This is a genomic window from Rhodoferax sp. GW821-FHT02C08 (assembly GCF_059421805.1).
The window spans coordinates 266,883-281,167 of record NZ_JBWKVR010000006.1; the positions used below are offsets into that span (position 1 = coordinate 266,883).

15 protein-coding genes and 1 tRNA gene are annotated in these 14,285 nt (G+C 58.6%); 1 reads left to right on the forward strand and 15 read right to left on the reverse strand.

Translation table 11 applies throughout. The annotated features are described in order from the left end of the window. From AC07VY_RS10195 to ypfJ, 10 genes are all read right to left on the reverse strand, one after another. Positions 1-609, reverse strand: coding sequence for an NADH-quinone oxidoreductase subunit C (locus AC07VY_RS10195; RefSeq protein WP_495097326.1), 609 nt, complete (start codon positions 607-609; stop codon positions 1-3). A 1-nt stretch (position 610) separates the two neighbouring features. Continuing rightward, positions 611-1,087 (reverse strand): NuoB/complex I 20 kDa subunit family protein, encoded by a 477-nt coding sequence (locus tag AC07VY_RS10200; protein ID WP_495097327.1) that lies wholly within the window; start codon positions 1,085-1,087, stop codon positions 611-613. A 4-nt stretch (positions 1,088-1,091) separates the two neighbouring features. Then, on the reverse strand, positions 1,092-1,451 hold the full coding sequence (locus AC07VY_RS10205) for an NADH-quinone oxidoreductase subunit A (protein ID WP_495097328.1): 360 nt from the start codon (positions 1,449-1,451) through the stop codon (positions 1,092-1,094). Positions 1,452-1,512: 61 nt separating this feature from the next. Continuing rightward, positions 1,513-1,597: transfer RNA gene (locus tag AC07VY_RS10210), tRNA-Leu, on the reverse strand. A gap of 116 nt (positions 1,598-1,713) precedes the next feature. Beyond that, on the reverse strand, positions 1,714-2,103 hold the full coding sequence (gene secG, locus AC07VY_RS10215) for a preprotein translocase subunit SecG (RefSeq protein ID WP_495097329.1): 390 nt from the start codon (positions 2,101-2,103) through the stop codon (positions 1,714-1,716). A 37-nt stretch (positions 2,104-2,140) separates the two neighbouring features. Then, positions 2,141-2,884: a triose-phosphate isomerase gene (gene tpiA / locus AC07VY_RS10220; protein ID WP_495097330.1), complete on the reverse strand. Its 744-nt coding sequence runs from the start codon at positions 2,882-2,884 to the stop codon at positions 2,141-2,143. A gap of 4 nt (positions 2,885-2,888) precedes the next feature. Next, positions 2,889-3,896: an NAD(P)H-quinone oxidoreductase gene (locus AC07VY_RS10225; RefSeq protein WP_495097331.1), complete on the reverse strand. Its 1,008-nt coding sequence runs from the start codon at positions 3,894-3,896 to the stop codon at positions 2,889-2,891. A gap of 72 nt (positions 3,897-3,968) precedes the next feature. Further along, positions 3,969-6,098 carry a polyribonucleotide nucleotidyltransferase gene (gene pnp, locus AC07VY_RS10230; RefSeq protein ID WP_495097332.1) on the reverse strand — a complete coding sequence of 710 codons (2,130 nt, stop codon included), beginning with the start codon at positions 6,096-6,098 and terminating at the stop codon, positions 3,969-3,971. 265 nt (positions 6,099-6,363) lie between these two features. After that, positions 6,364-6,630, reverse strand: a complete 267-nt coding sequence (gene rpsO / locus AC07VY_RS10235) for a 30S ribosomal protein S15 (RefSeq protein WP_495097333.1) — start codon at positions 6,628-6,630, stop codon at positions 6,364-6,366. A 137-nt stretch (positions 6,631-6,767) separates the two neighbouring features. Continuing rightward, a complete protein-coding gene (ypfJ, locus tag AC07VY_RS10240) occupies positions 6,768-7,649 on the reverse strand; it encodes a KPN_02809 family neutral zinc metallopeptidase (protein WP_495097334.1) in 882 nt (293 codons plus the stop codon). 134 nt (positions 7,650-7,783) lie between these two features. Here ypfJ and AC07VY_RS10245 point away from each other — a divergent pair, with 134 nt between their 5' ends. Continuing rightward, positions 7,784-9,010 carry an adenylate/guanylate cyclase domain-containing protein gene (locus AC07VY_RS10245; RefSeq protein WP_495097335.1) on the forward strand — a complete coding sequence of 409 codons (1,227 nt, stop codon included), beginning with the start codon at positions 7,784-7,786 and terminating at the stop codon, positions 9,008-9,010. Here the strand turns inward: AC07VY_RS10245 and AC07VY_RS10250 are convergent. Genes AC07VY_RS10250 through gsiB form a run of 5 tightly spaced genes read right to left on the reverse strand, consistent with a single transcriptional unit; the run spans position 9,007 to position 14,267 of the window. Further along, entirely contained in the window at positions 9,007-9,825 is an 819-nt protein-coding gene (locus AC07VY_RS10250) for a M55 family metallopeptidase (protein WP_495097336.1), read from the reverse strand. The two genes, AC07VY_RS10245 and AC07VY_RS10250, sit on opposite strands and share 4 nt — an antisense overlap. Before the next feature lie 12 nt (positions 9,826-9,837). Next, a complete protein-coding gene (locus AC07VY_RS10255; RefSeq protein ID WP_495097337.1) occupies positions 9,838-10,884 on the reverse strand; it encodes a P1 family peptidase in 1,047 nt (348 codons plus the stop codon). Between the two features lie 5 nt (positions 10,885-10,889). Then, a complete protein-coding gene (gene gsiD, locus AC07VY_RS10260; protein WP_495097380.1) occupies positions 10,890-11,777 on the reverse strand; it encodes a glutathione ABC transporter permease GsiD in 888 nt (295 codons plus the stop codon). A gap of 14 nt (positions 11,778-11,791) precedes the next feature. Then, positions 11,792-12,712: a glutathione ABC transporter permease GsiC gene (gene gsiC, locus AC07VY_RS10265; RefSeq protein ID WP_495097338.1), complete on the reverse strand. Its 921-nt coding sequence runs from the start codon at positions 12,710-12,712 to the stop codon at positions 11,792-11,794. 19 nt (positions 12,713-12,731) lie between these two features. Continuing rightward, positions 12,732-14,267, reverse strand: coding sequence for a glutathione ABC transporter substrate-binding protein GsiB (gsiB, locus tag AC07VY_RS10270; RefSeq protein ID WP_495097339.1), 1,536 nt, complete (start codon positions 14,265-14,267; stop codon positions 12,732-12,734). Positions 14,268-14,285 lie beyond the last annotated feature (18 nt).

Genomic DNA, 14,285 nt, shown 5'->3' on the forward strand with positions numbered 1-14,285 from the left:
TTAGTGCAAGCCACCATAGTTGTCTTCCCGGATGATGCGCGGGGTAATTTCCCGCGGCTCGATAGAAACCGTTTGATAGACAACACGTTTCTGTTCCGGGTCGTAGCGCATTTCGACATGCCCCGAAGTTGGAAAGTCTTTGCGGAAAGGGTGACCGATAAAGCCATAGTCCGTAAGGATCCGACGCAAATCGTTGTGCCCCTCAAAGAGAATGCCAAAAAGATCAAATGCCTCGCGCTCAAACCAGTTGGCTGAATTCCAGACTGCATCAACAGAATCCACCAAAGGGAAATCATCGTCGGCGCAAAACACCTTCAGTCGCAAACGCTGGTTCAAACTAACCGATAGAAGTTGCAACACAACGCCATACCGTGGACCGTCATACTCGCCATCACGAAATGAAGAGTAATCCAATCCACACAGATCCATCAGTTGCTCGAACTTGCAACCTGGTGCGTCACGCAGCAGCAGCGCCACCGCCGCGTAGTCGGCTGGCGCCACGACCACCTCAACCTCGCCCAACGCAATGGTTATCTGGCGTGCTCGGTCACCGAGCACATTTTCAATAATTTCTTTAAGCGCCTGGGGCTGAACAGCGTATGCAGTCATCTCAAGCCCTCGCAATCGTATTGGTGCGCCGAATCTTTTGTTGCAACTGAATCACACCGTACAACAAGGCTTCAGCGGTGGGCGGACAACCAGGCACATAGACATCGACAGGCACAATGCGATCACAACCACGCACTACCGAATAACTATAGTGGTAGTAACCACCGCCATTGGCGCATGAGCCCATGGAAAGAACCCAGCGCGGCTCCGGCATCTGGTCATAGACCTTGCGCAGGGCCGGCGCCATCTTGTTGCACAACGTGCCTGCAACAATCATCAAATCGCTTTGACGCGGGCTGGGGCGGAACAACATACCGAATCGATCCAAGTCGTATCGCGCCGCACCCGCATGCATCATTTCGACAGCACAGCAAGCCAAACCGAACGTCATCGGCCATAGCGACCCCGTCTTAGCCCAGTTCACCACCGAGTCATAAGACGTGGTGACGAACCCTTCTTTCATGACACCTTCAATCATCTTATTACTCCCAATCCAGGGCGCCTTTTTTCCACTCGTAGACAAAGCCAACGACCAGAATGCCCAGAAAAATTATGACGGCCCAAAAACCAACCACACCGACCTCCTTCAGCGCTACCGCCCAAGGAAACAGAAAGGCAATTTCCAGATCGAACAATATGAAAAGAATGGCAACGAGGTAATAGCGCACATCGAACTTCATGCGCGCGTCCTCGAAAGCCTCAAAGCCGCATTCGTAAGGGGAGTTCTTAGCCCCATCAGGACGATTGGGCCCAAAGATATGACCAAGCACTTGGGGCGCTACACCGACCCCCACTCCAACCAAGATGAACAAAAGGACTGGGAGGTATTGGTCGAGGTTCATCTTGAAATTTCTATCACCGCTAAAACCTGTCAAACCTTGCTGGCTTGACAGGCCTTTTTGTTGGTGCCGTCGGCGAGACTCGAACTCGCACAGCTTTCGCCACTACCCCCTCAAGATAGCGTGTCTACCAATTTCACCACGACGGCGGTTTCTCTGTACAGATGGCATGAGGAGCCTTGCGGCTTTTGGCTTTCAGTACAGCAATAGAGTTTACCCGAAACACCCCTCCATTTCAGAGTGCACTCGGTAAATTCAACACAGATTATTTCGTCGGAATTTGACCGGCACCAGAGCTCGGCACAACAGCTGCAGCAGGCTCATTTTTTGCTCCAGCAGCAACACCAGAAGCAGCCGCATCGGGCGCAGCGGCGCCGGCAGCCGGGCGATCCAAAACACTACCCGAACTCACGGGACGCGCACCATTGAAATACGCCAGAGCCAAGGTACACGCAAAAAACACCGCAGCCAAAATGCCTGTAGTGCGAGAGAGGAAATTGGCGCTTCCGCTGGCACCAAAGAGACTGCCAGAACTACCGCTACCAAAAGCCGCACCCATATCAGCGCCCTTGCCATGCTGAACCAGGATCAGACCAATCATGCCAACCGCCGCCAGCATCTGTACCGCCAACAGAAGGGTCAATAAAAAATTCATTTGGAACTCCTAAATCTAAGCTATTAATATTGATTAACTATTGAGCAGCTGCAACGATAGTCAGAAAATCAGCAACTTTGAGCGAGGCACCGCCCACCAAGCCACCATCGATATCCGCCTGGGACAGCAAATTCGCCGCATTGGCAGCATTCATGCTGCCGCCATACAGAATAGGGATGAGATCGGCATGGCTGCTAGCCGCCCGAAGCTGAGCACGCAACAACGCATGCACTTGCTGAGCCTGCTCTGGCGTAGCGGTCTTGCCGGTACCGATAGCCCATACAGGCTCATAGGCCAGCACAATTTCGCTAATGCAATGGCCATTGGCATGGATCACAGCCGCAAGCTGGCGCTTCACAACCTCTTCGGTTTTACCCGCTTCACGCTCAGCCAGGGTTTCACCCACACATACGATCGGCGTAACACCATTGGCTAGTGCGCACTGGGTTTTTGCCGCAACTACCTCGTCTGTTTCTCCATGGTATTGACGGCGCTCCGAATGACCAACGATGGCGTAACGCACGCCAAACTCCTTGAGCATAGCGGGTGACAGCTCGCCGGTGTAAGCACCTGACGCATGCTGGGAAACATCCTGCGCTCCCAAAAAAATAGCACTAGATGCAAGCAAGGTCTGCGCCTGAGACCAATATGGCGCGGGGACGCAAACCGCGACCCCACAAGTCGACGCAGCCACACCTGCAGTCAATCCTTCCAACAGTGCCTGGTTAGCAGCCAGGCTACCGTTCATTTTCCAGTTACCAACAATCAGTTTTTTCTTCATAAAACTACCAAGTCAAAATGATTTTCCCAACATGCTGGTTCGACTCCATCAAGGTGTGCGCCTGAGCCGCCCCAGTCCATCCCGCCTTGTCACCAACAGCAGCAAACACCTTATGAACCACCGGCTTGATCGCCCCAACCTCCAACAGAGGCCATACACAACTCTTCAATGCGGCTGCAATTTCTGCCTTGAAGACCGCGGAACGGGGACGCAAGGTCGAACCGGTGATGGTCAAACGCTTACGCAACACCAGCCCCGCGTTGAACTCACTCTTGACCCCGCCCTGGACCGCAATAATCACCAAACGACCATCTTCGGCCAAGCACTGGATTTCGCGCGCTACATAACCTCCGGCAACCATGTCCAACACCACGTCTACACCAGCGCCACCAAATATCCTTTGGATCTCCTCGACGAAATCATGGGTTTTGTAGTTGATCGCATGGTCAGCCCCCAGCGCCAGACAAGCAGCACATTTCTCAGCACTCCCCGCCGTCACAACAACCGTGGCCCCCATGGCCTTAGCCAGCTGGATGGCCGTTACACCAATGCCACTGCTACCGCCCTGTACCAGCAAGACCTCACCTTTTTGCAAACGAGCTCTGTCGAAAATATTGCTCCAAACGGTAAAAAACGTTTCAGGCAATGAGGCTGCCTCGACATCAGTCCATCCAGCAGGAACCGGCAGACATTGGGCAATGGGCGCCACACACATCTCCGCATAACCGCCGCCAGCGACCAAAGCACAGACCCGATCACCAACAGCAAAGCCCGCCTCGGCCATAGCCAGCAGGTCACCCGCCTCCACGACGCCAGCGACCTCCAGGCCCGGGATATCCGAAGCACCGTCCGGTACAGGGTAATGGCCTGTGCGCTGCAATACATCTGGTCGGTTGACGCCACTGGCAGCTACACGAATCAGCAACTCACCCGCCTTGGGGACGGGCACAGGCCGATCCACCAGACGCAAAACGTCAGGTGAACCATAGGCTTGGATCTCGACAGCCTTCATCACGGCGTTAATACAGGGAAGGCCCCACCTCCGGCAGGTGGCCGCATTGGAACGCGACCACCACACACCAGATCAGTGCTGGGGTTCTTGGTTATAAGCAGCTGGCGCCGGACGGTCCAACAAGGCCTTCATGGACAATTTGATGCGGCCTTTTTCATCCGTTTCCATCACCTTAACCTTGATGATCTGGCCTTCGGTCAGATAGTCAGACACCTTTTCCACACGCTCGTGGGCGATCTGGCTGATGTGCAGCAAACCATCCTTGCCAGGCAGCAAATTAACCAGCGCACCAAAGTCCAAAATCTTGGTGATCGGACCTTCGTAAACCTTGCCGATTTCGACTTCGGCCGTGATCTGCTCGATGCGGCGCTTGGCTTCTTCGGCCTTGGCTGGATCACTGGAAGCGATGGTGATGGTGCCGTCTTCTTCGATGTTGATCTGGGTGCCGGTTTCTTCGGTCAGCGCACGGATCACCGCACCGCCCTTACCGATCACGTCACGGATTTTTTCCGGATTGATCTTCATGGTGAACAGACGCGGCGCGAAAGTCGAGACTTCGGTCTTGGCTTCCGACATCGCATCCATCATCTTGCCCAGGATGTGCAGGCGAGCCTCCTTGGCTTGCGCCAGCGCGACCTGCATGATTTCCTTGGTGATGCCCTGGATCTTGATGTCCATCTGCAGCGCGGTAATACCGTTGGTGGTACCGGCCACCTTGAAGTCCATATCGCCCAGGTGATCTTCATCACCCAAAATATCGGTCAGCACGGCGAAACGGTTGCCGTCCTTGATCAGGCCCATGGCAATACCGGCCACGTGGGCTTTCATCGGCACGCCAGCGTCCATCAGCGACAGGCAGCCGCCGCAGACCGAAGCCATCGACGACGAACCGTTCGATTCGGTGATTTCCGACACCACGCGCATGGTGTAGGGGAAGTCTTCCTTGCTCGGAAGCACAGCGACCAGAGCGCGCTTGGCCAGACGGCCGTGGCCGATTTCGCGGCGTTTCGGCGTGCCCACGCGACCGGTTTCGCCGGTGGCAAACGGAGGCATGTTGTAGTGCAACATGAAGCGGTCTTCGTACTCACCGGCCAAAGCATCGATACGCTGTGCGTCGCGCTCAGTGCCCAGCGTGGTGACGACCAACGCCTGGGTTTCACCGCGAGTGAACAAGGCCGAGCCATGGGTGCGGGGCAACACGCTGTTGCGAATTTCAATCGCACGCACGGTACGCGTGTCACGGCCATCGATGCGGGGCTCGCCAGCCAGAATCTGGCTACGCACGATCTTGGCTTCGATATCGAACAGCATACCTTCCACAGCAACGCTGTCGAAAGCCGCGCCATCGGCCTTCAAGGCGGCCATGACTTCGGCGTACGCAGCGCGGCAGGCCTGGGTACGAGCTTGTTTGTTACGGATTTGGTAGGCAGCGTTCAGCTTGTCACCGGCCAATGCGCCGACCTTGGCGATCAGCGGCTCATCCTTGGCAGGTGCCTTCCAGTCCCACACAGGCTTGCCAGCGTCACGCACCAGTTCATGGATGGCGTTGATGGCGATATTGCCCTGCTCATGGCCAAACACCACAGCGCCCAGCATGATTTCTTCGCTGAGTTGCATGGCTTCGGATTCCACCATCAGCACAGCAGCTTCGGTGCCCGCCACGACCAGATCCATGATGGAGTCTTTACGAGCCGTCTGACCTGGGTTCAGCACATATTCGCCGTTGACGTAACCCACGCGGGCCGCACCAATCGGGCCGCTGAATGGCACACCACTGACGGACAAAGCCGCGCTGGTAGCGATCAAGGCAGCAATATCAGCATCCACTTCAGGATTCAACGACAGTGTGTGCACGACCACGTGCACTTCGTTGAAGAAACCTTCAGGAAACAGCGGGCGGATCGGACGGTCGATCAGGCGGCTGGTCAGGGTTTCGAACTCACTGGGGCGGCCTTCGCGCTTGAAAAAGCTGCCAGGGATCTTGCCCGCAGCGTAGGTCTTTTCCAGGTAATCCACTGTCAGTGGGAAGAAATCCTGGCCGGCTTTGCCTTCAGTTTTGGCAACCACCGTGGCCAACACCACGGTGCCATCCATATCCAGCAGCACGGCGCCGCTGGATTGGCGAGCGATTTCGCCTGTTTCCATGGTGACGGTATGGCTACCCCATTGGAAGGTCTTAGTTACTTTTTTGAACATGGTCATCTTTGGTCTCCTGGAAGAAAAACAGAACCCGAGGGGTCTATCCTTGGATCGCGGCCGTTTGCAAGGCCGGCTTGTGACAACAACCCAACCCGGGCTGAAAAGGCCAGAGAACCTCAGCTATACGATGCCATTCCATAACAACCAGCTACATGGCTCTTATGGAATGACACAGCGCGTACTCTGCGGTTGGACTCTGGGGGCAAAAACAAACAAAAACGCCTGAGCTAGTGAACTAACTCAGGCGCTTATGCATTGGGTATCCGACTTACTTACGCAGACCGAGCTTAGCAATCAAAGCTGCGTAACGGTCATGGTCCTTGGCGTTCAGGTAATCCAACAGCTTGCGGCGACGGCTCACCATACGCAGCAGACCGCGACGACCATGGTGGTCCTTGGCGTGGGTCTTGAAGTGAGGGGTCAGTTCGTTGATGCGAGCGGTCAGCAGTGCAACTTGCACTTCTGGGCTGCCGGTGTCCGTTGCGCTACGTGCGTTGGCCTTGACAACTTCGGCCTTGATAGAGGATGCGATCATGTATATATCCGTTGTGTTTAACTTGCGTTGGTAGATGGAATTTCAGCCAACGTGCGCCTTGCAGGATGCAAAGCCTTCAAATTATAGCGCGTAACGCACAACAGGCCTGCACCGGGGCTACCAAAGGCCGTCAAACATCACAACTGGCGGACACTGAAGGTATCGCAGGACTTCACTGCGCCGGTCTGTAAACCCGTGCTGAACCACCGCTGGCGTTGGGCACTGGTGCCATGGGTGAAGCTATCTGGCACCACTTCGCCCCCATTGGCGCGCTGCAGAGCGTCGTCACCGATCTTGGATGCAGCATTCATCGCCGACTCGATATCTCCGTCTTCCAGCATTTTGCGGGCATCCCGCGCGTGGTGGGCCCATACACCAGCAAAACAATCGGCTTGCAATTCCAGGCGCACGCTCAGGGCGTTGTATTGGACTTGGCTAACTTTGCCACGCGCCTGGTCCATCTTTTCGCTGATGCCCAGCAGGTTTTGCACGTGGTGCCCCACTTCGTGGGCGATCACATAGGCCTGGGCAAACTCCCCCGGAGCGCCCAGACGGGTGCGCAGAGTTTCATAGAAAGCCAGATCGATATACACCTTTTGGTCGCCCGGGCAGTAAAACGGCCCCATGGCCGTCTGCCCCTTGCCGCAGGCCGTAGGCGTTGCGTTGCGGAACAGCACCAGCTTGGGCGCAATGTAGTGGTTGCCGTTCTTACTGAAGACCTCGGTCCAGACGTCCTCGGTATCGGCCAGCACCACGGATACGAACTTAGCCATCTGGTCGTCCTTGGGTGGGCGGTGGGCTGGCACCTGCTGCACTTGGCCAGACGGTGTACCACCGCCACTGAGCAGCCCCAAGATGGTCAAGGGATTCACCCCCAGGACCCAGCCGCCCAGCAAGGCAATCACAATCGTGCCAATACCAATGCTGCGGCCGCCCAGCATGCCACCGCCGGAACCGCCATCGCCGGCGTCGCGGCGGTCTTCCACGTTATCGGACTCGCGGTTGCCTTCCCATTTCATACGCTATCTCCATGTTTCGGAGCACGATGGTACCGTGCAGGTAGCAATGCGATTTACACACGATGTACGATTCTTCCGCGCAGCCATGTTTACACAAACAATTCGACAGACAGTGGTTTTCTAGAAAACGCTCCATGAACATATTGGGATTCACTGAAAAGCCAACCGTGCTGGTCATAGACGACACCGCGGACAACCTCACCCTGATGGCCGCATTGCTAAAGGACAGCTACCGGGTGAAGGTAGTGAACCATGGCGAAAAAGGCCTGGCCATCGCCGCCTCGAACACACCACCAGACCTGATACTGCTGGACATCATGATGCCCCAGATCGACGGCTACGAGGTATGCCGCCGGCTCAAGGCCAACCCGGCCACGCGCAACATACCGGTGATATTTCTCACGGCCAAGTCGGATGACGAGGCCGAAGAAAAAGGCTTCGAGCTGGGTGCGGTGGACTACATCACCAAGCCCATCTGCCCGCCCATCCTGCTGGCCCGCGTGCACAACCATATTGCACTGAATGTGCGTACGGCCATGCTGCATTCACTGTCACAGAAGCTGTCTCGCTACCTGTCGCCCCAGGTCTACAAATCGATTTTTGAGGGTGCCCAAGATGTGTCCATCCAGGCGGTGCGCAAGAAGCTGACCATCTTCTTTTCGGACATCAAGGACTTCACCCAAACTGCCGAAGGCATGCAGCCTGAGGACCTGACTTACTTTCTGAACAGCTATTTCTCGGAAATGTCGAAGATTGCGCTGGAGCATGGCGCCACCATCGACAAATTCGTGGGCGATGCGATGCTGATCTTTTTCGGCGACCCCGAGACCCGTGGCGTACAGGAAGACGCCTTACAGTGTGTGCGCATGGCGGTTGCCATGCAGCGGCGCATGCATGCGCTGCGCGACATCTGGCGCGACAAGGGCTACAGCCACCCGTTCCAAGTGCGCATTGGCATTAACACCGGCTTTTGCCACGTGGGCAACTTCGGCAGCGAACAACGCATGGACTACACCGTCATAGGTAACGAAGTCAACCTCGCCGCCCGCCTGGAACAAAACGGCGAGCCAGACAACGTCATGCTGTCGTACGAAACCTATGCGCTGGTGAAAGACGAATTTGAGGCCGAAGAACGCGAACCGATCGCAGCAAAGGGCATTTCGCATGAAATCCGCTGCTTTGTATTGCGTGACATAGCCCCGACACAAAGTGCAGCGGACGCACTGCACCAGCGTTATCCCGGGCTGCGCTTGGCTGTAGACCTGGAAAAGCTCGACGCAGAGAGCCGCGAGCGTGCCGTACAAGACCTACAGAGCGCCATCGACAGCATCCGCCAGTTACCCCCCTCCACTCCCGTCTAACGCAGCATGGCCGACATGGCCGACAAGCTGTTCAGCGTGCGCACCACATGCTGCACACTGGGGCCGGTGAACTCGAGAGTGACGCCATCCACCCGCTCGATACCGGGCAAAACGGCAAACAGGTCGGCCAGGCCCGGGCCCTGGGTCTGCAAACGGCACTGCACCGGAGCGTCCACTGTGCGCACAGGCGGTATATGTACATCGGCCACCGCTTCGCGCGCCGCCGTCTCGATGGCCCCGCAGGCCGCCGACGGCGACAAGGACACTCCACTTGCGTGCCCCTGGGCGGTTTTGGTCACCACAAAGCGTGCGCCCGGAAACAGCGGCTCGGTCTCGGCCTTGAACACGTCGTCACCGCTGGCCAGCAGCACGGGCACACCCTGCTCAGCCGCAAGCGCACCGTACAGGCCAGCCTCGCCCAGCTCCTGGCCCTGCAGCCAGACGCGCGCAAACGCAAAGCTGTTGATGGTGTGCGCCAACACACCGCGGCTTTGCGAACGCGCGTGATAGCCCACCATGAACACGCCGTCGCAGCCCTGCTCCAGCCCCCCCATCATGCCCAGCACGCGCGGCTTGCCCAGCACCACCTGGGCGCGCGGGTCCAATAGGTCGGGCAGCAGGTTGCGGAAGCCGCCGTGCGAATCGTTCACCAGCACCGTGGTCGCGCCGCCCGCAAAAGCGCCGCGTATCGCCGCATTTGCCTCCTCGGTCATCAAACGGCGAGCCCGCTCGTACTCGGTATTGCCGGCACGGGTCTGCTCGGCGTGGAATACGCCGGCCACGCCCTCGATATCTACTGAAATCAAAATTCTCATGGTCTACACATCCTAGTGGGAGACCAGCGCCCGCCAGTCGGGCGCTATATCTCTGATAGCTGCTCGCGCACGTCCTTCGTGCCCCAGCACGGTTTTTGCTTCAAAAAGCGCGTGCACGATGGCCTGCTCGGTCGCCTGGGCTGCAGCCTCGAACAAGGCATCCATTGAACTCTCGTGCAGCAAGGGCTGGGCGCGCAAATGCCCCACATCCTGCTGCGGCACGGTATAAGCCGTAGAAAAAGCCAGCGCGATATCACCGCTGCCATGGCCGAAGTCCGAGCCCGTGCGGGCCAAGCCGGCACTGGCGCGCACCGCCAGCCGCCGCAGTTGGCGCGCATCCAAAGGCGCATCCGACGCCAGCAACATGATGATGGAGCCCAACTCGGGTACTGCCGGGCCGGCTTTCAGGCGCTGCACCAGCAGCGGGCCGATGCGGCGCCCAGCCAGGGTCAAGGCCTCCAGCCGGCCAAAATTAGCCAGCACCAAGGCGCCCACGGCAAACGGCCCGGCGGTCGTCGCGGCGATGCGCGAGGCCGAGCCTATACCGCCCTTGAGTTCAAAACAGCTCATGCCCCGACCCGCACCCACCGCCCCCTGGGCGAACTGCGTGCTGCATGCCGCATAGGCTTGCAAAAAATGCGCCTCGTCCACAGCAAAAGCCTGCAAATCGTTCAGATACCCGTCATTGCACTCCAGCACCAACGGGTTCACCGTGGGCAGGCCGCGACCAATGCCAGGGTTATCCGCCACCGCCAGCCGAGTGATCGCCGTAGCCACGCGGCCCACGGCAAAGGTATTCGTCAGGGCAATGGGCGACTCCAGCGCACCCAGCTCCTGCACTTGCAGCAGCCCCATGCTTTTACCGAAGCCGTTGATCACCGCCAGCCCGGCCGGCGTCTTGTGCATGAACGGGTCTTGGCCATGGGTGCGCAACACGGTCACGCCGGTTTGTATGCCGCCCTGGGCCAGGGTGCAGTGGCCGACCTGCACACCGGCTACGTCGGCGATGCTGTCCAGCGGCCCACTGGGCAGATCACCAATGCGCAGCGATTCGAACACGGGGTTCAATTGTCCAGCTTGGGGTCCAGCGCGTCGCGCAGGCCATCACCCAGCAGATTGAACGCCAGCACGGTGAAGAAGATGGCCAGGCTGGGGAATAGCGCGATATGCGGCGCGCTCATCATGTCGGCGCGGGCCTCGTTCAGCATGGCGCCCCACTCGGGCGTGGGCGGCTGCGCGCCCAGGCCTAGAAAGGACAGACTGGCCGCCGTGATGATGGAGGTACCGATGCGCATGGTGAAGTACACCACCACCGAGGAGATGGTACCCGGAAAGATGTGGCGGGTGATGATGGTCCAGCCGGACGCGCCGATGGAGCGCACGGCTTCGATATAGGTCAGGTGCTTGAGCGCCAAGGTATTGCCGCGCACCAGGCGCGCAAACGCGGGCACGCTGAAGACGGCGGTGGCCAGAATCACGTTCACCATGCCGCTACCCAAAATGGCCACGATGCCAATCGCCAGCAAGATGCCGGGGAAGGCAAACAGCACGTCCGATATACGCATCACGATGCGGTCCCACCAGCCCTCGTAGTAGCCGGCCAGCAGACCCAGCACGGTACCCACCAAGGCGCCCACCGCCACCGAGATAAAGCCCGCAGCCAGCGAGATGCGAGCGCCCATCAGGATGCGGCTGAAGATGTCACGGCCCAGAGGGTCCACACCGAACCAGTGCGCAGCCGAAGGCGTGGCGTTCAGGGCGTCGTAGTCGAAATAATTCTCGGCGTCATACGGCACCAGCCAGGGGGCCAGTACGGCAACCAGCACCAGCGCAAGCACAAAGCCCCCGGCCACCAAAGCCAGGCGCTGGCCCTGGAATTTGCGCCAGAACTCAGTCCAGGGGGTGCGTACACGCTCTTGGGTCTTTTGGGGCTCTGGCGCAGATGGAGTCATCACAAGTAGCTATATTATTTGTAGCGTATCGCTGGATTGATCACGGCATACAGCACGTCCACCACCAGATTGATCAAAATGAACTCCAGCGAAAACAGCAGTACCTCGGCCTGGATCACCGGGAAGTCACGCATCTCCACCGAATCCACCAGCAACCGGCCCATGCCGGGCCAGTTGAAAACCTTCTCCACCACGATCGAGCCGCCCAGCAAGAAGCCGAACTGCAGGCCCATCATGGTGACCACCGGGATCAACGCGTTGCGCAGGCTATGCTTGACCACCACCACAAACTCGTTCAGCCCTTTGGCGCGGGCGGTGCGCACATAGTCTTCCTTCAGGATGTCGATGAAAGACGAGCGCGTGAAGCGCGCCATCACCGCCGCCACGCCGGCCCCCAGCGTCAGCGACGGCAGAATGTAGTGCCGCCAGGAATCGGCCCCCACCGTGGGCAGCCAACCCAGTTGCACCGAGAACACCTCCATCAGCAGCATGCCCAGCGCGAACGACGGGAAAGAGATTCCGGTGATGGCCAGGGTCATGCCCAGCCGGTCCGGCCATTTGTTGCGCCATACGGCAGACACCGTACCGATCACCAGGCCCAGTAACACCGACCAGCCCATGGCCGCCACGGTCAGCCAAAAGGTGGGCATGAAGCGCTCGGCGATCTCGGTGGACACCGGGCGCTTGCTACGCAGTGAAATGCCGAAATCGCCCTGCAGCGCATTGCCCATGAAGCGCACAAACTGCTGGTGCATGGGTAGGTCCAGCCCCAGGTCTTTGCGGATCATCTGAACCACCTCCTCGCCCGCCTCGGGTCCGGCCGCCAGCCGCGCCGGGTCGCCCGGCAGCAAATGCACGAACAGGAACACCAGGGCCGCCACGATCAACAAAGTGGGCAGCAGGCCCAGCAGGCGTTTGAGGATGAAATTCAGCATGTCGTCAAAGGCAAGCGGCTTACTTCAGCTCGACTTCATCGAAGTTGAAGGACTGGTCTGGCATCATGTAGAAGCCATTCAGGTTCTTGGTGCGGGCCGACAGCAACTGCTCGGTGGCCAGGAAAATCCAGGGTGCGTCCTTCCAGATTTGCTGCTGGGCACTGGCGTAGAGCTTGGCTTTTTCGGTGGTGTCCACCGTGGCCAAGGCCTTGGCGATGTCGGCATCGACCGCGTCGTTCTTGTAGTACGCGGTGTTGAATGCCTTGGGCGGGAAGGACTCCGACGCCAGCAGGGGGCGCATCGCCCAGTCGGCCTCGCCGGTAGACGAAGACCAGCCCACGTAGTACATGCGCACCGGAGCCGTGGCCGGGTCTTGCCAGCTTTCCACGCGCTCCACCCGTTGACCCGCTTCCAGCGCCAGCACCTGGGCCTTCACGCCCACCACGCTAAGTTGCTGCTGGATGAACTGGATCAGCTTCTGGCCGGTGCTGTGGTTGTAAGCCGACCACAGCGTGGTTTCAAAGCCGTTCGGGTAGCCAGCCTCCTTCAACAGCTCGCGCGCCTTGACGGGGTTGTAGGGCCAGGGACCGAGCTTGGTGGAATAGGCCACATCCTTGGGCACCACGCCTTCGGAGGGGATGGCATAACCGCCGAACACCACCTTGACCAGGGCTTCCTTGTTGATGGCGTAGTTCAGCGCTTCGCGCACCTTGGGGTTGTCGAACGGCTTTTGCTGCGTGTTCAGCGAGATGTAACGTTGCACGATGGACGGGGTGACCGTCACTTCCAGGTTCGGTTTGCTCTTGAGCTGCTCCGACTGCTCAGGCGGCACGGGGTAGGTGAAGTTGGCTTCGCCGGTCTGCATCATGGCGGCACGCGAATTGTTGTCCACCACGGGGCGCCAGGTGATGGTGTCCACCTTGGGGTAGCCCTTGCGCCAGTAGCCGCCAAACTTCTCGACCTTGATGTAGTCGGTCTGCTTCCATTCCACAAACTTGAACGGGCCGGTACCCACGGGGTTGCGGCCAATGTCCTTGCCAAACTTCTGCAAGGCAGCGGGCGAAATGATGACGGCCGACGGGTGCGCCAGGGTGTTCACAAAAGCCGAGAACGGTTCCTTGAGCGTGAAGCGCACCGTGCTGGCGTCCACCGCCTCGGTCTTGGTGATGTTCTTGTACAGGCCGTAGCGCTTGAGCTTGTTGTCGGGGTTGGTGACGCGGTCGAAATTGATCTTGACGGCTTCGGCGTTGAAGTCCGTACCGTCCTGGAACTTGATGCCCTTCTTCAGCTTGAAGGTGTACGTCAGGCCGTCCTTACTGGCGGTATAGCTCTCGGCCAGCACGGGGCCCATCTTCATGCTTTTATCAAAGCCCATCAGGCCCTGGTAGAAGGACTTGGCGACCGCTTGCGACAAGGTGTCCTGCGAGTCGTACGGGTCCATGGTGGTGAAGTTGGAGAACACCGCCACCACCACATCTTTGGCAGCGTATGCGTGGGACACAAAGGCGGCCGACAAGGCCAGCGCTACAGACAGTTTCGTCAAACGGGGTTTCATGCGAATACTCCAAAGTTA

Bases quoted from the DNA above. Each gene is read 5' to 3' on its own strand.
- AC07VY_RS10195 (WP_495097326.1), bottom strand. From the start codon at position 609: ATGACTGCATACGCTGTTCAGCCCCAGGCGCTTAAAGAAATTATTGAA.
- AC07VY_RS10200 (WP_495097327.1), bottom strand. From the start codon at position 1,087: ATGATTGAAGGTGTCATGAAAGAAGGGTTCGTCACCACGTCTTATGAC.
- AC07VY_RS10205 (WP_495097328.1), bottom strand. From the start codon at position 1,451: ATGAACCTCGACCAATACCTCCCAGTCCTTTTGTTCATCTTGGTTGGA.
- secG (WP_495097329.1), bottom strand. From the start codon at position 2,103: ATGAATTTTTTATTGACCCTTCTGTTGGCGGTACAGATGCTGGCGGCG.
- tpiA (WP_495097330.1), bottom strand. From the start codon at position 2,884: ATGAAGAAAAAACTGATTGTTGGTAACTGGAAAATGAACGGTAGCCTG.
- AC07VY_RS10225 (WP_495097331.1), bottom strand. From the start codon at position 3,896: ATGAAGGCTGTCGAGATCCAAGCCTATGGTTCACCTGACGTTTTGCGT.
- pnp (WP_495097332.1), bottom strand. From the start codon at position 6,098: ATGACCATGTTCAAAAAAGTAACTAAGACCTTCCAATGGGGTAGCCAT.
- rpsO (WP_495097333.1), bottom strand. From the start codon at position 6,630: ATGATCGCATCCTCTATCAAGGCCGAAGTTGTCAAGGCCAACGCACGT.
- ypfJ (WP_495097334.1), bottom strand. From the start codon at position 7,649: ATGAAATGGGAAGGCAACCGCGAGTCCGATAACGTGGAAGACCGCCGC.
- AC07VY_RS10245 (WP_495097335.1), top strand. From the start codon at position 7,784: ATGAACATATTGGGATTCACTGAAAAGCCAACCGTGCTGGTCATAGAC.
- AC07VY_RS10250 (WP_495097336.1), bottom strand. From the start codon at position 9,825: ATGAGAATTTTGATTTCAGTAGATATCGAGGGCGTGGCCGGCGTATTC.
- gsiD (WP_495097380.1), bottom strand. From the start codon at position 11,777: ATGACTCCATCTGCGCCAGAGCCCCAAAAGACCCAAGAGCGTGTACGC.
- gsiC (WP_495097338.1), bottom strand. From the start codon at position 12,712: ATGCTGAATTTCATCCTCAAACGCCTGCTGGGCCTGCTGCCCACTTTG.
- gsiB (WP_495097339.1), bottom strand. From the start codon at position 14,267: ATGAAACCCCGTTTGACGAAACTGTCTGTAGCGCTGGCCTTGTCGGCC.